Source organism: Candidatus Gracilibacteria bacterium, assembly GCA_010119145.1.
Lineage (GTDB): Bacteria > Patescibacteriota > Gracilibacteria > BD1-5 > UBA6164 > JAACSU01.
This window is the reverse complement of the sequence record JAACSU010000007.1, coordinates 493,926-520,074: the sequence shown is the minus strand read 5'-3', so window position 1 is coordinate 520,074 and position 26,149 is coordinate 493,926. Positions and strand designations below refer to the sequence as shown.

The window sequence follows — 26,149 nt, the reverse complement described above, 5'->3', positions numbered from 1 at the left end:
AAAGAATTAAAGACCGAAAATAATTTTTTGGTCTTTTTTGCTGCTTGAGTATAGTAATAGTAATATTATTAAACTAAAAAACATGCATAACATTGTTGATATTATATTAGGTCTCGTAGATGGACTTGGTTATTTTGGTATATTTATCATGATGACGATAGAATCGTCGTTTATACCGTTTCCAAGTGAGGTTGCTATGATACCAGCTTGATACCTTGCAAGTTTAGGGAGAATGGATTTTTGACTTGCTCTATTAGCTTGAACGCTTTGAGCAATAGTGGGAGCAAGTATAAATTATTTTCTTTGAATGTATCTTTGAAAACCAGTGGTAAAATCACTCATTCATAAATACGGTAAATATATACTTCTAAACGAGAAGCATTACCTCCAATCTGAAACGTACTTTAAAAAACACTGAGCAATCACAACACTTGTCGGGAGATTTATTCCAGCTGTGAGACAACTCATCTCTATACCTGCAGGTATATTTCATATGAATTTTGGTACATTTATAGTATTTACTGCAGTTTGAGCTGGAATCTGGAATCTGGTTCTCCTCTCTATTTGATATGTTGCATGAAAAAATGATGATCTTATTAAATCACTCAGTTCAGAAGTTTTACTATATTTAATAGTTATACTTGGTACTATAATAATAGCGTATGTTAAATACGTAAAATCTCAATCTGCTAAACTGAGAGATATAGAAGAAACAATAGATCATAATGATGAAGTATTACTCGAGGAAGCTAGTCATAGAAAGAAATAGTTTTATTATCAAATTTTGTACATAATTATAAACAATTATGAAAATAGATGACCTAAAAAATAAAAAGATTGCTATACTTTGATTTTGAAAAGAGGGAAGAAGTAGTCTTTCTTTTTTGCAGAGTTTATGAATAAGTGATATTACTATTCTGGATAAAGAAATTTCTGAATGAATAGAAAAGATTTCTGGTATTAATTATATTTCATGAAATAGATACCTGAGTGATCTTTCAAAATATGATTATATAATAAAGTCACCTGGAATTAGTCCCTTTCATAAAAAGATAGCTGAAGTAAAACATAAACTCATATCACAAACACAAATATTTTCAGAAAATTATACTGGTAAAATAATCTGAATCACAGGAACAAAGGGGAAATCTACTGTTGCGACACTTCTGTATACAATGCTAAAAGCTGCTTGATATGACACTGTTTTAGTTTGAAATATATGAGCTCCAGTACTTGATGAAATTGATTTATTATCTCATGAAGTTCATGATTTTGTTGTGTATGAAATGTCGAGTTATATGTTACAAGATTTCATTCCTAATCTGTATATCTGATATTTCAACAATGTCTATCCGTGTCATTTAGACTGGCATACAAGTTTAGAAATATATAAAAACGCTAAAAAGAATATAGTAAAGTGAGCTACAATAAGTGTGATTCAAGAGGAGTTCAAAGAAGAGTTTTCAGAAATAAATAAAAAAAATATTATTTATTTTGATGGTGACCAAAAGTATAAATACATTGAGGCAGGATTTTATATTTGAAATGAGCTAGTTTTTTGAACAGATGAAATATGACTTAAGTGAGAACACAACAAAAAAAATATTTTGGGAGTTATTACTATTCTTGATGTTATTTTACAAGACTCAAAAAATATTTCAAAACTTCTGCATGATATATTACCAAAGTTTAAGGGACTTCCTCACCGAATAGAAATTATAGGTGAATACGAATGAATAATATTTGTAGACGATGCAATAGCAACTACTCCAGAAAGCACCATAGCAGCGATAAAAAGCTTTGATTGACCAATTCAGACACTCTTTTTAGGTTGAGAAGATAGTTGATTTGATTTTAAAACAATTCGAGAAACTATACTTAGAAGTAATATTCAAAATATTATTGGATTTCCTGATACTTCAGAAAAAATATTTCCTGAAATACTTCATAGAGACTATGAAGTGCCATTTGAAATGGAAATAGATGGAATGATTCTCCAATTTTTAAAAACCAGAAGCATGAAATCGTGAGTTGATTTTGCTTATAAAACAACCTTTCCTGGAAGAGTAGCCTTGTTATCTTGTGCTGCTCCAAGTTTTTCTCTTTGGAAAAATTATATCGAAAAGGCGAATGAATTTAGAAAAGAAGTCGTTTCTTATTAAGAATTGAGATCTTTTTGAAATATTTGTAGTTCTCGTTCAAGTCTATTAAGTAAATAAACTCGAGTATGGGTTTTAAGTGATTTTATATCAATGGTATAACCTATATTATTTCAATTGTTATCATAGGTATCAATAGAATTTTCCTCATAAATTTTAGATCGAGCTGTTTTAATAGCTCAAAGCACTGCATCAATACGAATGTTTGCATTGCTCAGAGATGCCTTTTTAAAAGCTGGAGCTAAAATTTTCATTATTTTATCAATCTTCATTTCTTCATTAGATACATTGAGTCATACTCTTTCAACAACAAAGCCATCAAGAATATTTCTTCATGAATATTCTAAACGTCTCCCGTTATAAAGAAATTGACTTGAATTTCACGCGTCTAAGTTTATAGCATCCCAGCATCCTAATTCGTAAAGGGCAGGAGTCAGATCGTTTAGCGAAGCTGCCGAGGTACTCCCAAAAGTTATTTGTGTTTTATCTTTGTTTGAACAAATATAGTGTCTTTTCATTGCACTTTTCATCTTGTTATCGTAGAGTCAAACGTCATGATAATGCTCTAATTGACTAATACCATTTGCAAACAGAATAGGGAAATTTCACATTCCTTCAAAAATATCTGCACGAGAATCAGCATTTATTCTATTTGTTTGGTGAAGCAAAGGAACTCAATCTTTATCCCATCAAAATATTCACCGTTCTCAAGAGTCAGGGTAGAAGCTATAATCTACTCAGTTAACTATTCGTTCATTGATAGTAGAGCTTTTTCAATTACATACTGTATAGTCCTTTGGACAAAAGAATATACCATTAATTCAAGTGATAGCATTTTGTTGTTTTGCTAAATCATCTATATTTGTTTCAGAATCTGATATAGCAACATGTATTTTGTAATCATCATCGTTAATATCGTATACAACATTGTTAAATGTGATTCAGTTCACTACAATATTTTGAAACGTATTTGCTGAAACAGAAAATGGAAATATAAGAACACAAAGTCACAGTATTGTTTTTTTCATTATTTATAAAAAAGAATTATATTATTTTCAATTATAGGAACAGTAGGGGAAATAGATAGTAAAGTATGTGAAGATTGCATAAATATTAATTACTTAACATAATATAACTTATGTTAAGTAATTAATATCAAAATTGTAGATTGAATGACTGTTTATAATATTTGTATAAATTACTTATTTTGTTTAATTTAATAATTAAATTATTAAATTAAAAAATTTTTATCTAATAATTTAATTACTAAATTTTAAGTTTAATTATTCAAAAGTTATATTTTAATCTTATATAAACATCTCATTAAAAATTAAACACATTAATATATTATGTTAAGTGCTATGATTCAGATATCTCTATAGATTGATTCACTCATAATTCTATTATTTGGAGCTCTTTTAGAATATTTTCAGAAATATTATCTCTCTCAAGATATATTTTTATTCTCTCTAAGATTTGTAACTTTTGATCGAGAGTAAAATCTGAAATCAGTAAAATAACTTTTTGTAGTTTTTCATTATCAAGATTAACTGGTTCAATAATATTTTCTGTAACTTGAATAGGTCGATTTACTGGTGTAAATCAAGATGTAAAGTTTATATTTCTAAGTCTCATTTCATCAACTTGAGCATAGAGCATATCTCAAGGACAACTCGTATGTCAGGTATCTCTATGTCAGACAAGAGTAAAATCCTGTTTAGTTTCAAGTGGAAAAGTACTACATGCAGCTCAGGAACAAGCCATATTGTAATAATACTTTTTTGAAAAATCTATTCAGTATTTGTATGCCAAGTATTTAATTAATTTTTCTAAAGATTCATATTGGCTAGAGTTTATTTCTTTTTTTTCGTAGTTTCACATAACTGCAATACCAAGTGTAGAATAATTGTTCCACTTCGAATGCGCTCATGATACGTAGTCTCCTCATTTTTTTCACTCGTATATTTCTCCATCATATCAAATAACAAAATTATACCCAACATCTCACCAAGCATTACTTATACTGTGATATCTATATATATTTTTTATTCATTCTGCACTACTTGAATATTCATCTGCGGTATGATGTACAACTATTGCATTGATATTTTGCGTATACTCTAATGGCCAGGCAAGTTTATAATTTGAAGTTGGATCATATTGAAGTTTCTGCGTAATGGTATTTTGTTTTCAAAAATTTTCATTTATATAATCATATGTTTTTTTGTTTTTTTCATCTCGAAGCTTTTTAGCTTCTGGACTCACATATGGTGCTACATATTTACTCCATCGCTCTAAAATGCTCACCCAATAACTTGATTCTCGAGAAGTATATTGCTCATCAGCTCACCAATCTGCTCTAGAAATAATTAGTGGTTTTTCAGGAGCTTGTAATGTGAGAGCATAACTTCCCTGTACTCAAAAAACAAGTAAAATGGTGATTAAAATTATGAACTTCATGAAACTATATAAAAAAATAAAACCTTAATTATATTTTAAGGTTTTATTTTTTATATCAATCTATATTTCTGTAAAACTTCTTACTTAGACTACCCGTCTATTCAGTATTTTTTAATATGGTTATCAAAAATTTCTTGATTAATTTCTCATTTTTTCAGAAGGTACTCTAGATATTTTTTCATAGGAATCATTCCATGTTCCTTCCCTGTTTCTATTGCTCCATTAATTTGATGAATATGATCTTCACGTATCATATTCTCAATAGCTTTATTTTTCACCATAACTTCTGTAGCTACCACTCTCGTTCCATCCTCTTTTTTAATAAGATCTTGCCAAACAACTCATAAGAGTGACTCTGCAATTTGTGCCCTGATATATCATTTTTCATCTCATGGGAACATATCTACAATTCTAGAAACCGTTCTTGCTGCTCCAGATGTATGAAGAGTAGCAAATACAAGGTTCCCTGTTTCAGCGGCTCTAAGTGCAAGTCTAAATGTTTCAAGATCTCTCATTTCCCCTACCATAATTACATCACTTGCTTGTCTGAGAGCGTATTTTAATCCATTTTCAAAGCTTAATGTAGAACTTCAAAGTTCCCTTTGTTCTATCAGAGATTTCTTGCTTGTGTGTACAAATTCAATTGGATCCTCTATAATAATAACATGTTTGTTATAGTTTTTATTAATCTCATTTATGAGTGATGCGAGTGTAGTAGACTTTCCTGATCCAACTCAACCTGTAATGAGAACAAGTCCACTTTTTCTGTGTGAAAAACTCTTAATGATACTAGGAATGTTTAGGTCATCAAATTCTGGAATTGAGTCAGCGATTACTCTGAAAACGAGTCAAAGTCCATTTTTTTGTTTAAAAGCATTTACACGAAATCTTCCGTATCATTCAATTTGTAATGAGTAATCAAGTTCAAAATTTATCTTAAAATTAGCTCTGTGCTTTTCTGGAATTATATTCATAATTTCAGTATCGATATCTTTTTGCTCTAATATACCGTATGTATCCAAATAGACAATTTCTCAACTCTTTTTTATAGCTGGGAAATTCCCTGCAGATATGAGTATATCAGAAGCCCCCATTTCAACAGCATCTTTTAAAACTTGCGAAATTATCATAACAAAAATAATAATAAAATATATATATAAATTATAACATATAATTTTTTAACAAACAACTAATAACATGCTTTTTTGAAATAATCTTCAAAGTATTTAAATGTTATATCTCAACTATTCCAAAAAATGAACAGTTTTTCAAATAACTCGTCTGATATCTCTACATACTTTCTAATATTTTGCAAAGCTCAAGGATACATAGTTTGAACTTCTGGAGTTATATAAATATCTTTACTTATACTCATAAGAAATTTAAAATAGTTTACATCCTTGTTCCATTTTTTGATTTCTGTATTCATTTCAATCGAAAATGGAAAATCTGCAAAATATAGAAATTCTGCAAAACTCATTCAAACAGTTCCAACATCTAAATCAGCGAGTATGAGAGCATATTTATCTTTGTTAAGCGCTCTATTTTTAAATACTGTTCCAATTATTGCCTTTCGTACGATTCAATAGTCTATTCAGTTATAGTTGTATTTATTTTCAAAATCAATAATTCCCTGAAATGCTATATCCAGGGATCTAAATTCATCAAGGTCTTGAGAAGTTCCAGTATGTCAGGCATCGTGAAAGAGTGCAGCTATAAATAAACTTTTTATTTCTATGATATCAAACATGTGGCTTGGAAGTTTTAATACTCACTCTGCTACTTTGAGTGCATGTACGAAATTATGGTATGGAACCTTTTGATTATATGATTTTTTTATTTCAAGAAGTTGCTCAGTGTTGATGAGTTGAGACTGAGCAAGATTCTCAATAAGGAGAGATTCTTCTTGAGATTTGTATATGAACGGAGATGTAGCTTTTAGTTCTTTCATAGTAAAATTATAGCACATCACTTCCCTTTTACAAAAAATTTTGACTTTTCGCTGACTATTTTTACTATTGATTTTGGTATCACTTAAAGAAAGCACGTATATGCTAGCATTACTTGAGACATCTACAACTACTACTCTCAACTGAGGGGTTTTGTAGCTTGCGTGAAAACAACTCAAAATCTCTCAATATTGAGAGATTTTTTTATTACTTATACTCACAACAATGGATTACTCAATTGATTTAAAAAGACATGGACTTGCCCATATAATGGCTCAAGCAATACAAGATAATTTTCCAGGAACTAAAATAGCTACTGGCCCGTATACTGAAGACGGATTTTACTATGATTTTGATTTTGGAGATGTAGAATTTTCTGAAAATGATTTCAAAAAAATAGAAAAATCTATGAAAAAGATAATCTCTCAAAACCAAGATTTTCAAATGTTTGAAGTGAGTTATGATGAAGCCAGAGAAATCCTAAAAACTATGTGAGAAGAATTCAAGATTGAGCTTGTTGATAGACTTGAATCATGAGAATTTAAAAATAAAGAAAAAATTACAGGGAGAATATCGTTTTATATAAATACTTGAAAAGGTGGAAAAGTATCTGAAGTTCAAGAATTTCTAAAACAAAAAGGTTTTTGGGATTTTTCAGGAATGGATGGTGATCAAGTTCGAAATCTGAAATTTATTGATATGTGTACAGGTCCTCATGTAGCTTCTACAAGTGCGCTTGATGCTAATAGCTTTAAACTTGCGAGGGTTGCTTGAGCATATTGGCTTGGTAATGCTGAAAATAATCAACTCACTCGTATATATGCGTATGCTTTTGAAAACAAAGAAGCACTCGATAAACATTTACATATGTTAGCAGAAGCTAAGAAACGAGATCATAGAATACTTTGAAAAAAATTAAAATTATTTACAACATCAGATTTAGTTGGGTCTTGACTTCCTCTTATGCAACCAAAAGGGATGATAATTAGAAAAGCTATCGAAGAATACCTTTGGGATTTACATAAAAATAGATGATATGATAGAGTTTGGACTCCTCATTTAGCAAAAGAAGAGCTTTACCAAAAATCAGGTCATGCAGGGAAATACCTTGAGGATATGTTTTCAGTCTATGGTGGGACGAGTAAAGAAAACTTTTTTTTGAAACCTATGAATTGTCCGCATCATATGCAAATATTTGCAGATAATCAGTTCTCATATAGAGATATGCCAATTCGATACTTTGAACCAGCTACGGTATACAGAGATGAGAAAACAGGTCAATTATCAGGACTTACACGAGTGCGTTCTATTACTCAAGATGATGGGCATTTATTTTGTAGAGTCAGTCAGATTCAAGAAGAAGTATGAGCTATCGTAGAGATAGTAAAAGAGTTTTATAAAACATTTGGACTTCTAGATGGATACTGGGTATCACTCTCAGTTCGAGATCCAGAAACTCCAGAAAAATATATTGGATGAAATGATGTGTGGGAAATAGCAGAAAAATCACTAGAAGAAGCAGCAAAAGCTCAAGGACTCAATTACAGAGAGATGCCTGGAGAAGCAGCATTTTATGGTCCGAAACTCGATTTTATGTTTCAAGATGCAATTGGTCGAGAATGGCAGCTTGCTACAATTCAGTGTGATTTCAATCAACCAAATAGATTTGCTCTCAGTTTTAAAAATGAAGAAAACGAAGATGAACAACCAGTGGTTATTCATAGAGCAATCTCAGGTTCACTGGAAAGATTTATGGGTATTATGATTGAGCACTTTGCAGGGACATTCCCTCTTTGGTTAGCTCCAGAACAAGTACGACTGGTTCCAGTTGCTGAAAACTTTGCTGATTATGCTTTTGATGTAAAAAAGAAACTCGAATCTCAGTGAATACGAGTTACGGTGGATGCTTCTTCAGATAGTCTCAATAAAAAGGTAAGAAATGCTGAGCAAATGCACGTAAACTATATTCTTGTAGTTGGAGAAGAGGAAGTCACAAAATCAACAGTTTCAGTGAGAAACTATAAGACAAAAGATCAAAACACTATGAATCAAGCTGAGTTTATGTCTATGGTACAAAAGGAAATACAAGAAAAGAGTTTATAAATTATTATTAAATACAGGAATTATAAATATATGTTTTTAATAATAATTGAGTATTACTAGTATGTATGATACTCTTACATTATAACATTAATTATTATACATGTGAGAAGTAGAAAATTTAAGATTCAGGAATAAACCAGAAAATGAAAAAAATTTACTTTGAATTATAAGAGAGCAGGTTATAACTGATATGTATGATTGTTTGTTTTCAGTATGAAATGACAAAAAATCAATGGTTGAATATCTAAATCTAAGAATTTTTACAAAATTAATAAGTCCGATACCATCAGAATATATGTTGTCAATTATTAATTCGTTAGATTTAATTGATGATAGTTTTGATGTAGAAAATTTGGAACGAACTGCTCAAAAAATAGCTGAAAAAATAGTTTTTGATATTTTTATTTCTTGAAATTGAAACTCAATTGTAACAATGGTAAGAGATTTTTGATTTGAAGATATAGCGAATAAATTGGACTTACAGATTCAATCTTGAACTCAAATTTTTGATATCTTAATGATACTTCTAAAAAATGAATGAAAGAGGCAAGATACAATGGATTGAGAAGAATTTGTAAAATTTATATCTTCTGATAGTAAAAAGTTAGAAATTCCATCTGACTATGAAATTCATTTATTAGCACTGAGACTTCAAAGAGAACTACTAAACTCATTAAATTGAAGAGTAACTGATATTTATAAATTAGCACAATTATGATATGAATGAATTTCAATAGATACAATTCAAGCAGCAAGAGAAATACTAGAGAGGCAAAAAAATATTACGAGAATATAATTTTTTCATAAAAAGAGATTCAAATTATTTGAATCTCTTTTTTTGTTTCATGTTTAAGTGTGAACCGCGGCCAGAAGGCCGAGGTTCGATAGTAGAGTCCGATTACATGAATGCATGCACATCTAGAAATTCACGATGAGTTGTACTTTCTGAGAATATTTTTTTCGGGAATAAAATTCCACTGTATTTTCTATTCACGATTGGACCGAAATCACGCTTACAGGGAGTAATCATGCAACCAGGATTTGAACGACTAATACGACGTCGAGCCTGATCAGCAGTTTCTCCTTTCTTTGCATATGAAATTTTAGCTGCAATTCGTTTTGAGATTGGCGTTACGTTAAAGCCGATTCTATAGTTAAGTGTCATGTGCTCTTCCTCTTACTTTTTTACATATTCCTACAAACCATTCATATGGTTGTATATACGTATAGAGGATTATGTTTAAAATTTCAAAATATCAAGTTTTTTATTGTATAATTAACTTTATTTCATCATATTTAAATCATTTAGATATAAGTTTTTGAGTGATTTTTTGTTTTCATTCTCTTGTCTTGAGTAATTCTGGCTTATTTGAAGTTATTTTATTATATTCTCGCTGAATGTTTTCTAACTCTCCATCTGGAAAACATTCACTCAAGAGTCATTCAAGTAATTCCCTATCTGCTGATGTTTCTCAGAGAGTATAAAAGATATAGCTGCGACTCTTTCCTCTTGCTGTGAAATTTTGTATTTTTTTTCTGAGCCAGTTTTCGTCTAATATACTGTTTCCTGATTCTGCTAGTGGTTCTAGTATGCTTTCAATTTTTTCTTTTGGAAAGAGTTTTTCTCGCATTTTTTGTCTGATATATCTGAAGTTTTTGTTTCTAAACAGATAGTTATCTATTTTAGCTTTTATAATTTCATCTTCTTGAGTGAGGTGTTGAATATCTTTAAATACGTGAATTGCATCAATTTCTTCTCATTTTTCGTGGAGTTTCTGCAAGAGTCTTCCATTACTTGGATAGTACCTAAAATAATACCAAAGAGCATAGTCTTTGAGTCTTTGAGGAGAATATTTTTTTTCTACTGTCAAAAAAAGAGTATTATTAAAACTATTGGTATAGATATTATTAAGATAGTGAATAAGCTGGAAACTAAGAATGTCAAAATTCATCAAAAAAACTCTCAAAAAATTTTCTTGAGAAATTTTCAGTAAAGATTCTCTATTTTTTTTCTTGTTTTAGTTATTCAATCATTTAGTAGGTATCAAAAAAAATCTGTTATCAACTTATTTAAATTAGTAATATATTAATGCATTTTTATTATAATTATACACAAAAAAAAGATAGTATTTTTCTTAAAATCTTTATACTCATTATATAAAAATATTTTTTAATTATCCAAATGAATATGAATATCCAACCTCTTTTCGATAGAGTTATTTTAAAGTCAATTTCTCCAGATGAATCAAGTAGCTCTGGAATATTTGTTCCAGAATCTACAAATAAAGAAAGAACGTTTCTCTATGAGGTAATTGCCGTTTGACCTGGTAAAACTGGCTCAGATATGTCTGTTATATCAGTATGAGACACGGTGCTTGCAGGACAATTTTCTGGTGATGAAGTCAAAGTTGATGATACAGAGTACAAAGTAGTGGCAATAGAATATATATTAGGAAAAATAAATAAGTAATATGAGAAACCCTGAATATTATGTTGCAGTATATGGAATACTAGAAAATGAAGAAGGTGAAGTATTGTTTCTCCAAAGAAAAAATACAGGATTTATGGATTGAAGATTTGGACTTCCAGCATGACATCTTGAATGATTTGAAACTTTAAAACAATGAGTTCAAAGAGAAATATTAGAAGAGATATGAATTGAGGTTTCAGAAAATAACTTAGAGCTTATTCATAGTTCTCATAGAATAAATTTTGAAGAAAGAGTATATTTTGATTTTTATTTTAAAATTCATAAATATAGTTGAGAAATACGTAACTGAGAACCTGAAAAGTGTAGCGAAATCAAATTTTTAAAAAAAGATGATGTAAATATAGTGCCATATTTGTGAAAAGTATTCAAAAGAATGAGTGATTGAGAAAAATTTTCAGAAATTTTTATAAATAAAATCTAAAATTAATATGCCAAAAATAATTAAATACTGAGACGATGCTCGAGCAAGTATGTTTCAATGAATCGAACAAATTGCCAAGACTGTTATCATAACAATGGGGCCTAAATGAAGAAATGTTATTCTAGGTTCTGAGTACGGTCGACCTGTTATTACAAATGACTGAGTTACTATTGCAAAAGAAATTGAGCTTGAGGACATATTTGAAAATATGTGAGCTGAGTTAGTAAAAGAAGCTGCAGAGAAAACAAATAACCTTGCATGAGACGGTACTACTACTGCGACACTTTTGACCTATGCTCTTGCGAAAGAATGAATGAGGAATATTAAAACTTGAGTGAATGCAGTTGAACTCAAAAATGGAATGAAAAAAGCGTGAGAACTTATCGTGCAAGAACTTGAAAAAAATACAAAAAAAATCTCAACTCCAGAAGAAATTGCTCAAGTTGCATCAATCTCAGCACAAGATAGTGAAGTATGAGATATTATAGCCGAAGCAATGAGACAAGTGTGAAATGATGGAGTAATTACTGTCGAAGAAGGACAATCCTTTTGAATGGAGGTTGAAATAACAGAATGAATGGAATTTGAAAATGGATATTTAAGTCCCTATATGGTCAGTAATACTGAAAAAATGCTTGCAGAAATTCAAGATGCACTTATTTTGATTACAGACAAAAAAATATCTACAATGAAGGAAATGCTTCCAATCTTGGAACAAGTAGTTCAGAGTGGCAAAAAAGACCTTGTAATCATCGCTGAGAGTTTAGAGTCAGAGGCTCTGACTGCACTTATTCTCAATAAACTTAAATGAGCTGTAAATGTTCTTGCAATTAAAGCTCCATGATTTGGAGAAAAGAAAAAAGATATTCTCAAAGATATTGCAATTCTTACATGAGCTAACCTTATAGCTGATGAGCTTGGGATGAAGATTGAGAATGTGACACTCAGTGATTTATGATATGCAGCAAATGTTATAGCTTCACAAGAAAATACTACCATTATATCTTGAGCTTGAGAATCTAGTGATATAGAATCGAGAGTATCAGAACTCAAAAAACAACTTGAAACAACTACGAGTAAATACGACTGAGAAAAACTTATACAAAGAATCGCAAAACTCGCATGATGAGTTGCGGTTATAAAAGTGTGAGCTGCAAGTGAAACTGAGATGAAAGAAAGAAAACTAAGAATTGAGGATGCTCTAAACGCGACTCGTGCAGCAGTGGAAGAAGGTGTAGTAGCTTGAGGATGAGTTGCTTTATTACGAGCCTCAGTAATTTTACAATGAATATCACTTTGAAATTCAGATCAGGATGTGTGAGCTGAGATTGTTTTAAGAGCTCTCTCATATCCACTGAAGCAAATTGTAGAGAATGCTTGAAAAGAATGATCAGTCGTGATGAGTAAAATACTTGAAAATGATTCAATAAATTTTTGATACAACGCTTCTGATGATACTTACGTTGATATGTTAGAAATATGAATCGTTGATCCTAAAAAAGTAGCAAGAATAGCACTTACTGAAGCTATTTCTCTTGCTTGAATGTTTCTTACAACTGAGTCAGCTGTCTGAGAACTCCCTGGTAAAAAAGATAATTCTGACATGTGAGCAGGATGAATGTGAGGATGATATCCTGGCATGTGAATGATGTAATCGAATTAAAAGCCCCCTCAAAAGGTCTTTTTTTGTGTATTTAAAGTATATGTGTTACCTTATTTACATATAAGTAATTCCATATAACTATGTGAGCAGAATCATATGATATACCTGATAATACTTTTTCAGGTTTAAATATTCAATTACCTTTAGAATTAAAGCAATGAGTTATTAATGAAACTCATAATGAACTTTTAGAATGTTCAATTGATATTTTTATTGAAAGTTTATGAATAAATTGATGAAACGATGTATTTACCTCTATGTTTCACGATAATTTAAGAAGTCATTTAATTAATAAATGAAAATTAGATTCAAAATTAGATTCAGCTAATATTCAAAAAACACTGAGAGATACTATCACTGAAATTGAATCAGTTGGTTGACTAGAGTTTGTAAATTTAAAAGAAAATATTTCTCAATCTTATATTGTAATTAATTGAGTTTCATTAAATTATAGTAGATTATTTACAAACTATGCCTCTAATAGTATCCTAAGACCGAAATCTAGAGAAGAAATAGAAAATAGTCAGGTTAAAAGTCTTGATGAATATGAGCCTGAAGGTTGATTTCAAAGAGATGAAAAATGAGGTTGATTTAATCTTAGTGATTTGATTAAGGAAGTATGAATTAGTGAAAATTTATCATTATTTCTTACCCAAGATTTACTAAATATGAAAATATCACCTGAATGATTTGAAAATATAGGTCTTTTAGTGAGATATATTGCAGAAGCAGAGTCGTGGGGATGATATAATAGAGTTCATGATGAGGGATTTCCAGGTTCGGGATGATATTTTGAATATCAAAAAAATGATTGAAAAAATGCATGGGAAAAATTGGATTCTGATGGAAATTATCAGGCACTTTTAGAAAAACCAAGTGTAGTAGATTCATCTGTAAGAGAGGTTTGGCTTGATAGTTCTTATGATATGGCATTGAGAAGAATACCTGCAGAGACCGTAAAGTTTGACGAACAATTACAATTGGAAATAAAAGGTATTTGAACTCCTGAATATCAAAATATGGCGAATCTCTCAGCTGAACAGCAAATCATAGTATTATTATCAGATTTGTATGGAGATCCACAATGACCTGACTTGTTTAAATTACTTATAGAATGAGATAGAAGTGCGATTACTGAAATTTATACAAAAATTCATCATACTGATTTAACAAACCCAAAGACTGCTCAATTAGTAAACAGACTTAACAGAGATATTTTATGAATTTATCCACGACCATTAGCCAGACCGAAAGACCTATGAAATGATTTGATTGCTCAAAATAACTAAATCAATCTCAACTTTGCAATTCTCCCCTTCTTGCCTACAATCTACTCAATATTATTTGAGTAGATTTTTTTATGAAAAAAGGAGAAATAGTTGAGAATATTGTGATCGAAAAACTTGTTTTCTGAGGAAAATGATTTGTTCGACTCGAAGATGGTAAAGTAGCATTTATCACGGGATGAGCTGTGCCGTGAGCAAAAGTAAATATGAAAATCATCAAAAAAAGAAAAGATTTTTATGAAGCTCAAATTACAGATGTAATTCAAAAATCACCTTTAGAGACAGGAGATTATGATTTATTTCCAGGAGCTCCGTGGATGAATATAGCCTATGAATCACAACTCGAGATTAAACAGAATCAAATTATCGAATCGATGTTTCATTTAAAACGATACCAAGAGCATATTAATTTTCTTCCTATTATTGCGGCTCCAGATCAATTTTGATATAGAAATAAAATTGAATTCTCATTCGGAAAATACATCTCTCATAGAGATGATATACGGCAAGATTTTAATGTAGGATTTCATAAACGATGAGAGTTTTCAAAAGTTGAGGATTACGATGAGTGCTTACTTATTGATAACATCCAAAATACAATATACGCTGAAGTAAAACAATTCTGTAAAGAATCATGATTGCCTGTGTATGATCAAAAGATGTGAACATGATTCTGGAGACATTTTATGATGCGAAGAATGCATTTTACTGGTGAAATACTTCTCGTACTCTCTATCTATCCAGATTACTTCAAGAGTGAGGAAAATACGAGTTTTCAAAAGGAAGAAGTACTTATTAATATAAAGAATTTTCTACATTCACTATCTAAAAAACACGTTGGAATTAAATCTGTGTATATTTCCCATAACAAGAATAAATCGGATACAGTTATTTGAGATATGGAGTTGGTAGATTGAGATGAAGTGATTCATGAAACACTCTTAGGGTATACTTTTGATATTGGACCAAAGAGTTTTTTTCAAACTAACTCTCGGTGAGCAGAAATTCTTTATAAGAAAGTCCAAGATTTCTTTTTAGAGTATCAAAAATGAAACCAGATTGGTACAGTTTTAGATCTCTATGCTGGGACTGGTACGATTGGTATGATATTTTCAGACAGTGCCTCTGACGTTATCAGTGTTGAACTCGTAGAAGAAGCATCTAAGAGTGGTGCTCAAAATGCACAAAAAAATGGTGTTACAAATATGGAGTTTATAAATGCTAAAGTTGAAGATTTCTTAGAAAAATATATTAAAGATTGAAAACAAGCTGATCTACTTATTATAGATCCTCCAAGAGCTGGGATGCATCCATCTGCTCTTCCAAATATTCTGAAGTTTGGTACAAAACAAATGATTTATGTAAGTTGTAATCCCGCAACACTTGCAAGAGACTTAGAATTCATTCTCAGAAACTCTGACTATGAGATTGAAAAAGTACAAGCTGTAGATATGTTTCCTCATACGCATCATATAGAAACAGTAGTAAGTCTTATTAAGAAATAATATAAAAAAAAGAAGCTTTCTCAGCTTCTTTTTTTTATATTCCGATTCCATCTTTGATTGCATTCACTTCGTAGAGAAGATTTTTATCTTTTTTAATTATTTTTTCTAGTTTATTGCAACTATAGAGAACTGATGCATGGTTTCTTCCATTGAAGATATTCCCTATTCTCTCATAGGTATAGTTAAGCTTAGTTTTAAGCAAGTACATCGATACTTGTCTTGGAATCATGAATTCTTTTTTTCTGTTATCTCAAAGGATTCATTCTTTTTCAATTCCAAAATGTTGACTTACAGCATCAAGAATATCTTCATAACTCTTAATAGTTCGTGTATTTTTAAGTCGAGCAGCACTTCTACTTTCTCAGAGTAAATCAGTTGTAAAGCTTAACTTTTGTAATTTTGCAGCGATTCTTGTAAGGCTAGGTGTATTCCCAGTTAACTCATATTCTGCAATCATTTGATTAAGAACTCACTCTAATTCTCTCACGTTTTCAGTTACATTTGCAGCAATAAACTCAGCTACTTCTTGAGGAATCATAAATTCTTTTTCTCGAGCTTTTTCCTGAATGATGGCAAGTCGTGTTTCGAAATCTGGTTTCCCAATATCAACGGTAATCCCCCATTCAAATCTACTTCTGAGTCTTGGTTCTAGCTCTGTAAGTTCTTTTGGAGCCCTATCACCAGATATTATGATTTGTTTGTTGCTATCATAGAGTAGATTGAATATATTATACAGTTCATTTTGAGTTTGTTCTTTTTTAGAAAGAAATTGTACATCATCTATAACTAATACATCAATTTCTCTAAATTTTTCTCTCATCCGTTCAACATTTCGTTTCTTAACTGCTGTTACGTATTCTGTAATAAACTTATCAGCTGTAGTATAAGCCACTTTTTTATCTTTGTATTTTTTAAGTATTTCGTTTCAAGTAGCTTGCAGAAGATGTGTTTTCCCAAGTCCTACATCTCAATATATATAAAGTGGATTATATGATTTACCTGGATTTTTACTAACTGCTTCGCACGCTGAAAAAGCAAGTTGATTGTCTGCTCAAACAACGAAGTTGTTGAGAGTATATCTCATATGTGCTCCAGCTTTTTGCTCTATTGGACTGACACTATTTCTTGATTTTTTATCTGCAATTTTATTAGACTTAAGAGTTTCTTTATAAAACTCTTGGCAATCTACAGCATTAGTATTTGATGGATTATCTATACTAGAATCAACTAAGAAACTAATAGATGTGATTTTTTTTCAAAGTTCTTTTTGACTTGCCTCAAGTACGAGAGTATTGAATTTGGCTTGGAGATTATCTTTCATGAAACTAGAAACAGTTCCAAAGACTACATGTGAGTCAGATATTTCTAATATAGATATTTTTCTAAAATATACGAGGAAATCTTGTTTTTTTACTGATTCAATGAGATGAGTCAGGATATTCTTTAGCTTGTAGTGTTTTTCCATAATATTTTAGTACGTTGTTTTGAAGAAAATAATGTAACATTTATATCTAAGTTGTTCTGCTTGATGTGAGCTAAGAATATACAAAAATATACTTGGGTCAAAAGAAAAAATTTATTTGACAGCTTTGTATGTATACAAAAATTATACATTATAATTTTTGCTTTGCATGGCTAAATGAATACAATAACTAAGTAGTTTTAAGTATAATAAAATTTTTACAAATGTTAAAAAATAATTCATTATTGTGAATAGTTTATTGAGTGTTATTTCTCTGTATTATTTGAGTGTATTTTGCATCAAAGTTTAAAGATGCTGATAATACTCTCGTGTTTAAATATCCTGAAAATGAAATACAATTTGCTTGAGACGCTATTCCGTTTGAATGAAACAATTTTGATAATAAAGAGCGTTTTGATAAAGAGTTTCTTAATACTTCAAACAATCTTTATCAGTTCTATCTCTATGTAAAACGCTATCCTGCTTATATTCCTTATATTGAATGAGAATTAAAAAAGGCTTGAATACATGATGACTTTAAGTATTTACCAATTGCTGAGAGTGCATTACGTGAAGATGTTGTTTCAAGTGCTGGTGCTGGATGAATTTGGCAATTTATGCCAGATACAGCACGTCAGTATTGACTGAGAGTTGATGATCAAATAGATGAGAGATATCATTTTGAAAAATCTACCACGGCTGCATTAGAATACTTGGGAGTGCTCTATAACAGATTTTGAGATTGGGCACTTGTCGCTGCTGCATATAATAGATGAGAAAATGGTCTTTCTCGTGAAATGGAAGAACAATGAGTTACTACGTACTATGATTTATATCTGAACGATGAAACTTCTCGCTACGTGTTTAGGATTGCAGCAATAAAATATGTTATGGAGTCTTATTTTGATAGAAAGGATGCTATTGATACTCTTATATGATGAGTTCAAGATGCTCCTAAAACGAAAATAATAAATGTTTGAAAAATAGATAATCTTGCTCAGTGGAGTAAAATAAATAATATTAACTACAAAGATCTTAAAATTCTCAATAGATGGGTAATTTGAGATTCATTACCAGAATGAGATTGGGATATTACTGTTTTACAATAAATTATGATCTACTATCTAAAATTATATTTTGCACGAAGTTTAGATGATGTTATGAATTTAGTGAACTGAGAGGTTTTTGACGGTAAACTCGAAAAAATTATTGAAGTAACTTATAGCTATAAACAACTGGATGATGGCTATTTATATAATGAGACCTTATTTGAAGAATATCTTAATATTCCATATACAGAGAATATTAATTATAATATTCTCTGAAAAAAATTTATATATAGAATTCAATCCCGAATTACAGCTATAAATGATAGTATTAAAAAACTTGAACATATAAATGTGTCATCAAGAGTCGAAAGTGTAAAACGTAGCATACTTATTGATTCATTGCTCTATGTAAAAAATATTTTAGAAATTTCGCTCATCTCTATTAATTTTGAACTGAACAAGGCTTGAGCTCAAATTAATATGCCCGATTCAGAAGTTGACTTGAAAATAGAAAAAATAATAAAGAAGGAAAAACTAGCTTTCTGAAGTTTGATTATTGAAAACTCCAGAGAATTTTCTCACTGTTATAATTTTATTGAAAAAAATCATTCGCTTCAAAAACATCTTCTTTCTCGATCTGATGTCATTAAGATGAATAAGTTTCTCAAAATTATAAAGCAGTCGAGTAAATGTGATCTTATTGAAACAGATGAAACGTTGTATAAGACTGCAAATAGTATATTTTCTGATTCTAATATATGCAGAAAAGATTATAGGTATTTATTCGATGCAGTATGTGAATTATATCATCTTCCTCAAAGAACAAGTCTAACAAATGCTGGATCGATTTACGACTGAGATGATGCTCTTGAAATACCTAGAAATGAAGAATTCTCTCATCTTACATTTGATAGGGTTTTGAAGCTCTTAACTCATGAGATAGAATCACACTATATAAATCAATATAATGGAAAAAAACTTCTAGGTAATTTTCGGTGAGCAAGAAATCTCCCAAAAGAGGAGTGACTTGCTATGTTTATGGAGAGAATATTTCATTGATATACATATGATACCATTGATAACATCATAGATTATTTCTTTACCATACTTGCATGAGAGTGTTTGAACTGAGATGATTTTAGTGAATTTGTAAGGATTATGGTAAAGGAGTATAATTTTATGCGATCCTATGATACTGCTATTCGAAGAGCAAAGAGGAATTATTCTTTTGAGCACGTTTGAGTACAACACAAAGATGTAGTATACTTTAGATGACTCACTGAGGTTATGGATTACCTAAAGTCTGGATGAGAGTTTAAAAAATTATTTCTTTGAAAAGTTTGATTCTTGGATTTAGATAATATGTATGACTTATATCAAAGGTATGATAAAAAGGAAAATATAGTATTCCCTATTTTTATATCTGATCTCATTTGTTATTATTTTGAAAATAAACAGGAAGACAAGATGTATGAGTTTGAGAGTCAAAAATATTACCTGTTTTTAAAAAAGAAATATTGGTTCTTGGATTTGGATGGTTTTAAAATTATACAAAAGATTGAAACTGATTGGATAAAAATAGAAAAAATTCTTAAAAATCTCGAGAAAATATTAGACATAAAGATAGATAAAAAATAAAAGCTATAATATAGCTTTTATTTTTTTAACCATAGAATTAAAATATAATGAAACATTATAGTTATTATCTGCAGATACAAGTCAGTGGCTTACTTCATCAATTCATATATCTCAAGCCATAATTTTTTGATAATTTAATGTATTTAAATGCAACAACTTAGTTACGTTTTTATATCATTTTTGATATACTAGGTCTTTCAGGTAAAAGTTCCTTTCTCAAAAAACATTGTACTTATTGAACCTGTAATAGTACTTGAGTGACTGTTCTTCTGAGAATCCTTTACATTTGAGTATTTCATAGATTTTTGATATTTTTTCATTCTCATCTATATTTTGCATCAACACTTGAAAACATGCATTATAATAAGGTGTAAATTTTCATAAATTTATAATTCTATTTCCATATTTATGCTCATTATAAATAGCAATTCCCTCTTCTAGAGTGTAATAATCAGAAAATCTATATTTAAATCCTAAGTTTCTTTCTCCATTATAACTTCTAAAAAAGTGAGTAGTTTCATGAAAAAAAATAGTAATAATAGTTTTAATGCTATAAAATTTTCTTCTGGGAATTTTTATCACTCATCAACTATGAGAGAGATTTGAAAAATTTCAAAATTCAAAACGTAAATCAGGAAAAATTGTGTTTGAGAATTGTATTAAGAGTTCTAAATCTTTTTTTGTATACGTATTTACATAAATTGGACAATTATCTATAGAGATTTTCTCTCATATATCCTTTTTAGTAACTCAAAACAGAGATTTGTTGTAAAAATCCATATTTGAATTTTCAAATACATCTATATTCTCATCTATTTTTTGAGCTTCTATATCAAATTTTTCTCTAAGAAATTGTATCTTTATAAGACTCGCATGTATTTCACTTAACAAAATACTTTTATCTACAACACTGAGTTCTTCTTTATAGGCGCGTTCTTGGAGTATTAATATATTTTTCTCTTTAAGGCGAAGCTTTCTAAAAAATTTTTTTTTATAAGCCATGACATCTCATCGAAACTTTTTTCAAAAAATTATGGTATTTATAAGTTCTCACTCATTTTCCTCAACTGACCCATTAATTGCTACTTGGTTTTGAGATAGTATTTCGAGTAATTCTTTTAACATGAATTATTAAGCTATATTAAATATTTTTTTCAAAATTATTCTTCCAGTATTTACTGAAGTCAGTTCCCTGTGTCATCAAATTCAAGGTGAAGCATTTACTTCTAATATTATTCCATTTCAATCTGAGAGATCTTTCGAAAAATCTTTCATAATGAGATCAATTCAAGCTATTGATAATCAAAATAACTCTGCAATTTCACAGCATATTTTTTTAGTATCATCACTCAATATTGATGTAACTTCGTGAAGTGTCCCTCACGTTCCAGTGTTGCTATTTCATCTTAGCTGCACAACTTCCAAGTCCTTCAATATAGTATCAAGATTATATCATTGTTTATCTATATAGCTTAAAAGTTCATCATCAATCTCAATATTACTAAGTAGATTATTATAACCATCTCATCTCATAGGATTGAGATTTTCCTTCTGTATTAATTCTCAAATTTTTAATATTCCATCTCATATAATTTGAGCAGGAATTCTATTAAATGCAAGTACTACTTCTCACTTTATTACAACAACTCTCGCTTCATCTCATTTTGCTAGTTCTTGGATAATCATTGTACCATACTCTTCAAAAGATGCACATAATTTAGCTGATAATTCTTCAAAATTTTCAATATTCATCATAACTCCATTTCAATGCCCTTCATTATGAGGCTTGATAATAAGTGGATAGCGAAAGTTTTGTATATCTGTTTCCTTAAAATCTTTAAAATCTTCTTGTATTATATAATATGATTTGGCTATTGGAAAGCTGTTTTTTTCTAAAATATTATATGTGAGTTCCTTATTATTACAGAGCTTAAATCAAAGAGCTGAATTTTCTCAAAAATCAGTAGTTTTGAAGAGTATTTTTTTACTTGAGGAATATATGTAATACAGATTTTTATCTTTATTTATTATATCAACATTCAATCCTAATAACTCAGCTTCTTCAGTTAATACTTTTGAGCTAATAGACCAGTATGTCATTGCGTGAGTCATAAAAATAATTTATGTGATAGATATAAGTATTATATTAAATTTTCATAATTTATAAAGGCTATTTTATTTGATGAACTGCATTAATTTAGTTTTAAATTATGAAAAAATCAGCTTAATTTTATATATTTTATAATTTTAGTATACTCTTTCTTGTGAGAGCAGGTATCTACGTCATAGTAATATGGTGAGGAAAGTCTGGACATCAAGAAAACAGCCCTAAAGCTAACGGCTTTGAAACGAGTATAATTCATAAAGCTCGTTGACGGATAGTGCCACAGAGACAATACTAATCTTGCTTGCAAGATGAAAGGTGAAAAGATATTTGATGTAAGTGATTGCTACAAATATTCCCTTCTGGTGACAGAAGGAGTTTGGTAAACCCAGGGTGATGCAATGGGAATGGTTGTGTGAAATGTTATTGTTTTCTATTGCATTGAAACATAATACCCAGCTAGAGCGTATCAGTGATGATGCGCCCAGATAGATTGATACCGAAGTACAAAATCCGGCTTATTACTCTCACATTTTTCTTGAATAAATTGAATAATCCCTATACTATCAGGGATTATTTTTTTATATAAAATAAATGAAATTAGTATTTACTGGAATTCAAGGTTGTGGAAAAGGTACTCAAGCACGATTACTTGTTGAAAAACATGGTTTTAGACTGCTTGAAATGTGAGGCGAGTTTCGAAGAGTTATTGCTTCTGGGAGCGAACTTGGAAAAAAAATCCAAAAACTTTATGATGCGTGAGATCAAATAACAGCAGAACTATGAGTAGCTGTGATGGAAGATGCTGTTCAAAATATTATTGATAATCACAATGATGAAAATGTTATATTTGACGCATTTGTTCGAAATGATTGGAATCTAGAAATATTCAATAGACTTCTTCCAGATTATCAAGTAGTATTATTCAGGTTATCAGAAGAAAAATCGAAACAAAGACTTTTGGGGCGAATGTTTAATCCTAAGACAGGAGAAACATTTATGACTGGAATGACCATAGATCCAAAGACTTGAGATGATTTAATTCAAAGAGCTGATGATAACGAAGATGGAATACTGAAACGAATAGATCTTTATAACGACGTTACTCTTCCAATTGTGAGAATTCAAAGGCAAGAATGAAGAGTATTAGAGGTCAATGCTGATCAAGCAGTTGAAGAAGTATTTGCTGAGTTAGAGAGTATATTAGAACTTAATTAAATATATACATGGTAGATATAGAATCATATAGATGACCACATAATCCATTAAATTGAGATATGGGTTTTAAAAAAAGAAACTCTGATAAAAATAGAGAAGTTGATAAAATTTTAGGAAATGAATTTTCAGAAGATAAAAAGAATTTTAGTGGAATCGTTCAAGAACGAGCTAACAAAGTTAGAGAACTTCTTGAGTAAATAGTTATCTTAAATTACATCATATATATTATTATGGATAAGCACCTCATAATTTATGCAGCCCTGTGACTTACTACTATTATCATGGCTTGGCTGCCATATGTTTCTAAAATAATAAAAATTAGTTATCCAATTATGTTGTTAGTAATTGGAGTATTATTATATTATTCAGGAGTTCCCATTTCTTGGCCAGACCCACTTTGGCCAAATTCATGGGTGATGTACATATCTGAAGCTATAGTGATTATTTCACTTATGTGAGCTGGTCTCAAAATATGAAAAAATTATACTCTGAGCGACTGGAAAGTAATTCTTAGACTCATTCTTATTTCAATGCCTATTTTTCTTGTAGGGTCATTTTTGTTTTGATATATGTTTCTATGACTCGGTCTGCCAGCTGCAATATTATTGTCTGCTGTATTATCCCCTACAGATCCAGTATTGGCTTCAGAGGTTCAAATCCAAAAATTGACTAATAAAAATGCTATAACGAGTAGATTTGCCCTTACGTGAGAAGCTTGAATAAACGACTGATTAGCATTTCCATTTACTATATTAGCACTGGCAGTTTTTACTGCGGGAGAATTTAATAGTGAAGTTGGAATGCAATGGTTTTTAGATTCTTTTTTATTAAAAGTATTTTTGTGATTTCTGCTATGATATTTATTTTGAAAATTTTTAGGTTGGCTTATTGATAAAGTACCTGATATAAAATGAATTTGAGCTCCTGCATGATTTATAGCCCTCTCTATTACCTTTTTTGTGTACGCAACAACAGAGCTTCTTCACGGATATTGATTTTTAGCTGTATTTATTGCTGCAGTTGTGATTAGGCACAGAGAAGAGGTTGAATGAAATATCAAACATAAAATGCATAATTTTACAGAAGAAATTGAAAAAATTCTTTTAGTTTTTTGGATTATTTTATTTTGAGCCTCTATACTTAACTGAATATTTGATTCTCTCACTTGGAAAGATTTTATTTTTGCTTTAGTTATAATATTTATTCTCAGACCACTTGGATGAATGATTGCTCTATATTGAGTGAAAGAGAAGATATCTGAAAAATTAGTTATCAGCTTTTTTGGTATTAGATGAATTTGAAGTATTTTTTACTTATCTTGGGCCTTTGTTCAAAATCCTAATTTTCCATGACAAGAAAAACTATATGCCATTGTGAGCTTAGTGATATTAATTTCTATCATAACACACTGATTGACTGCCCCATACTTCATAAAAAAAGTAGAAACAGATATAGCAGTATAAGTCAGTTGATTTTTCTCAATAATTCAATACTATTTATGCGAAAATATTAATAAAAATCACAGATTTATGAAAGTGAAAGCAGCTGTAGCGTGGGAAGCAGGAAAACCTCTCAGTATTGAAATGGTAGATTTAGAAGGCCCAAAAGCTTGAGAAGTACTAGTTAAAATGAAATCTACTTGAGTGTGTCATACAGATGCATTTACACTCTCATGAAATGATCCAGAATGAATTTTTCCTTGTATACTTGGTCATGAGGGTGGATGAGTTGTTGAAGAAATTGGAGTATGAGTTACAAGTCTTGAAGTATGAGATCACGTGATTCCACTCTATACTCCAGAGTGCCGTGAGTGTAAGTTTTGTTTATCAGGGAAAACAAACCTGTGTCAAAAAATACGAGAAACCCAATGAAAATGACTTATGCCTGATGGAACAACACGTTTTTCAAAAGACTGACAGCCTATTTATCATTACATGGGGACATCGACTTTTGCAGAATATTCTGTAATACCTGAAATATCACTCGCTAAAATAAACAAAGAGGCTGATTTAGAAAAAGTATGTCTTCTCGGTTGTGGAGTAACTACCTGAATTGGTGCAGTTCTTAACACAGCTAAGGTTGAGGTTGGATCAAGTGTTGCAGTATTTTGACTTGGATGAATAGGTTTATCTGTAATTCAGGGAGCAAAAATGGCAGGTGCTACAACTATTATTTGAATAGATCTTAACGAAGATAAATTTGAAATGGCTACAAAATTTTGAGCAACTGAGTGTATTAATCCTAAAAATCACGATAAAGCTATTCAAGATGTTATTGTAGAGATGACGGATGGAGGAGTAGACTATTCATTTGAATGTATTGGAAACGTACATGTTATGCGCTCTGCTCTTGAGTGTTGTCATAAATGATGGTGAGAATCAATTATAATTGGAGTTGCTGGAGCTGGTCAAGAAATATCGACTCGTCCATTTCAACTAGTAACTGGAAGAGTTTGGAAATGAAGCGCATTTGGAGGAGTAAAAGGTCGAACAGAACTTCCAGGTCTCGTAGAAAAATATAGGTCAGGAGAAATAAATCTTGATGATATGGTTACCTATACAATGCCTCTTGAAGATATAAATAAAGCGTTTGAACTGATGCATGCTGGAAAATCTATACGAACGGTAATTAACTATTAATA

The 26,149-nt window shown here is 30.2% G+C and carries 23 protein-coding genes, 1 other RNA gene and 1 pseudogene; 16 read left to right on the top strand and 9 right to left on the bottom strand.

All coding sequences use genetic code 25. The annotated features are described in order from the left end of the window. Positions 1–82: 82 nt before the first annotated feature. A pseudogene (locus GW846_02955) lies at positions 83–670 on the top strand (DedA family protein). Between the two features lie 136 nt (positions 671–806). After that, positions 807–2,162 carry a UDP-N-acetylmuramoyl-L-alanine--D-glutamate ligase gene (gene murD, locus GW846_02950; GenBank protein ID NDK09713.1) on the top strand — a complete coding sequence of 452 codons (1,356 nt, stop codon included), beginning with the start codon at positions 807–809 and terminating at the stop codon, positions 2,160–2,162. On the opposite strand, the gene GW846_02945 is transcribed toward murD, so the two are convergent. The 4 genes from GW846_02945 to GW846_02930 form a co-directional block, all read right to left on the bottom strand. Further along, complete coding sequence (locus tag GW846_02945) at positions 2,159–3,187, bottom strand: phosphodiester glycosidase family protein (protein NDK09712.1); 1,029 nt, start codon at positions 3,185–3,187, stop codon at positions 2,159–2,161. The genes murD and GW846_02945 overlap by 4 nt on opposite strands. A 331-nt stretch (positions 3,188–3,518) precedes the next feature. After that, the gene (locus GW846_02940) at positions 3,519–4,619 is read right to left on the bottom strand and encodes an N-acetylmuramoyl-L-alanine amidase (GenBank protein NDK09711.1); all 1,101 of its coding nucleotides are present in this window, start codon (positions 4,617–4,619) and stop codon (positions 3,519–3,521) included. Positions 4,620–4,708: 89 nt separating this feature from the next. Next, a complete protein-coding gene (locus GW846_02935; GenBank protein ID NDK09710.1) occupies positions 4,709–5,749 on the bottom strand; it encodes a PilT/PilU family type 4a pilus ATPase in 1,041 nt (346 codons plus the stop codon). A 59-nt stretch (positions 5,750–5,808) separates the two neighbouring features. Beyond that, complete coding sequence (locus tag GW846_02930; protein ID NDK09709.1) at positions 5,809–6,570, bottom strand: 3',5'-cyclic nucleotide phosphodiesterase; 762 nt, start codon at positions 6,568–6,570, stop codon at positions 5,809–5,811. Positions 6,571–6,793: 223 nt separating this feature from the next. On the opposite strand from GW846_02930, the gene GW846_02925 reads away from it, so the two are divergent. Both GW846_02925 and GW846_02920 read left to right on the top strand, forming a co-directional pair. Next, positions 6,794–8,671, top strand: coding sequence for a threonine--tRNA ligase (locus GW846_02925; GenBank protein NDK09708.1), 1,878 nt, complete (start codon positions 6,794–6,796; stop codon positions 8,669–8,671). 100 nt (positions 8,672–8,771) lie between these two features. Then, complete coding sequence (locus GW846_02920; protein NDK09707.1) at positions 8,772–9,467, top strand: hypothetical protein; 696 nt, start codon at positions 8,772–8,774, stop codon at positions 9,465–9,467. 102 nt (positions 9,468–9,569) lie between these two features. On the opposite strand, the gene GW846_02915 is transcribed toward GW846_02920, so the two are convergent. Both GW846_02915 and GW846_02910 read right to left on the bottom strand, forming a co-directional pair. After that, complete coding sequence (locus GW846_02915; protein ID NDK09706.1) at positions 9,570–9,836, bottom strand: hypothetical protein; 267 nt, start codon at positions 9,834–9,836, stop codon at positions 9,570–9,572. A gap of 100 nt (positions 9,837–9,936) precedes the next feature. Next, positions 9,937–10,623 carry a hypothetical protein gene (locus GW846_02910; protein NDK09705.1) on the bottom strand — a complete coding sequence of 229 codons (687 nt, stop codon included), beginning with the start codon at positions 10,621–10,623 and terminating at the stop codon, positions 9,937–9,939. A 236-nt stretch (positions 10,624–10,859) separates the two neighbouring features. Here GW846_02910 and GW846_02905 point away from each other — a divergent pair, with 236 nt between their 5' ends. The 5 genes from GW846_02905 (at position 10,860) to rlmD (ending at position 16,037) form a co-directional block, all read left to right on the top strand. Continuing rightward, positions 10,860–11,141 carry a co-chaperone GroES gene (locus tag GW846_02905; GenBank protein ID NDK09704.1) on the top strand — a complete coding sequence of 94 codons (282 nt, stop codon included), beginning with the start codon at positions 10,860–10,862 and terminating at the stop codon, positions 11,139–11,141. Position 11,142: 1 nt separating this feature from the next. Next, positions 11,143–11,583: an NUDIX domain-containing protein gene (locus GW846_02900; protein NDK09703.1), complete on the top strand. Its 441-nt coding sequence runs from the start codon at positions 11,143–11,145 to the stop codon at positions 11,581–11,583. A gap of 7 nt (positions 11,584–11,590) precedes the next feature. Next, positions 11,591–13,237: a chaperonin GroEL gene (gene groL / locus GW846_02895; protein ID NDK09702.1), complete on the top strand. Its 1,647-nt coding sequence runs from the start codon at positions 11,591–11,593 to the stop codon at positions 13,235–13,237. An 89-nt stretch (positions 13,238–13,326) separates the two neighbouring features. Continuing rightward, positions 13,327–14,535, top strand: coding sequence for a hypothetical protein (locus GW846_02890; protein NDK09701.1), 1,209 nt, complete (start codon positions 13,327–13,329; stop codon positions 14,533–14,535). 71 nt (positions 14,536–14,606) lie between these two features. Then, complete coding sequence (gene rlmD, locus GW846_02885; protein NDK09700.1) at positions 14,607–16,037, top strand: 23S rRNA (uracil(1939)-C(5))-methyltransferase RlmD; 1,431 nt, start codon at positions 14,607–14,609, stop codon at positions 16,035–16,037. 34 nt (positions 16,038–16,071) lie between these two features. On the opposite strand, the gene dnaA is transcribed toward rlmD, so the two are convergent. Further along, positions 16,072–17,502, bottom strand: coding sequence for a chromosomal replication initiator protein DnaA (gene dnaA / locus GW846_02880; GenBank protein ID NDK09699.1), 1,431 nt, complete (start codon positions 17,500–17,502; stop codon positions 16,072–16,074). 221 nt (positions 17,503–17,723) lie between these two features. Here dnaA and GW846_02875 point away from each other — a divergent pair, with 221 nt between their 5' ends. Beyond that, a complete protein-coding gene (locus GW846_02875; GenBank protein ID NDK09698.1) occupies positions 17,724–18,608 on the top strand; it encodes a lytic transglycosylase domain-containing protein in 885 nt (294 codons plus the stop codon). Between the two features lie 3 nt (positions 18,609–18,611). Continuing rightward, entirely contained in the window at positions 18,612–20,186 is a 1,575-nt protein-coding gene (locus GW846_02870) for a DUF1704 domain-containing protein (GenBank protein ID NDK09697.1), read from the top strand. A gap of 3 nt (positions 20,187–20,189) precedes the next feature. Here the strand turns inward: GW846_02870 and GW846_02865 are convergent, their stop codons facing one another. Then, on the bottom strand, positions 20,190–21,311 hold the full coding sequence (locus GW846_02865) for a DUF1704 domain-containing protein (protein ID NDK09696.1): 1,122 nt from the start codon (positions 21,309–21,311) through the stop codon (positions 20,190–20,192). 6 nt (positions 21,312–21,317) lie between these two features. Then, positions 21,318–22,298, bottom strand: coding sequence for an ATP-grasp domain-containing protein (locus GW846_02860; GenBank protein ID NDK09695.1), 981 nt, complete (start codon positions 22,296–22,298; stop codon positions 21,318–21,320). Positions 22,299–22,448: 150 nt separating this feature from the next. Between GW846_02860 and rnpB the strand changes: the two genes are divergently transcribed. From rnpB to GW846_02835, 5 genes are all read left to right on the top strand, one after another. Then, positions 22,449–22,827: RNase P RNA component class A (gene rnpB, locus GW846_02855), an RNA gene on the top strand. Positions 22,828–22,884: 57 nt separating this feature from the next. Next, entirely contained in the window at positions 22,885–23,508 is a 624-nt protein-coding gene (locus GW846_02850) for an AAA family ATPase (protein ID NDK09694.1), read from the top strand. A gap of 8 nt (positions 23,509–23,516) precedes the next feature. Beyond that, a complete protein-coding gene (locus tag GW846_02845; protein ID NDK09693.1) occupies positions 23,517–23,705 on the top strand; it encodes a hypothetical protein in 189 nt (62 codons plus the stop codon). A 33-nt stretch (positions 23,706–23,738) separates the two neighbouring features. Next, positions 23,739–24,971, top strand: coding sequence for a sodium:proton antiporter (locus tag GW846_02840; protein ID NDK09692.1), 1,233 nt, complete (start codon positions 23,739–23,741; stop codon positions 24,969–24,971). A 66-nt stretch (positions 24,972–25,037) separates the two neighbouring features. Further along, positions 25,038–26,147: an S-(hydroxymethyl)glutathione dehydrogenase/class III alcohol dehydrogenase gene (locus GW846_02835; GenBank protein NDK09691.1), complete on the top strand. Its 1,110-nt coding sequence runs from the start codon at positions 25,038–25,040 to the stop codon at positions 26,145–26,147. Positions 26,148–26,149: the final 2 nt, after the last annotated feature.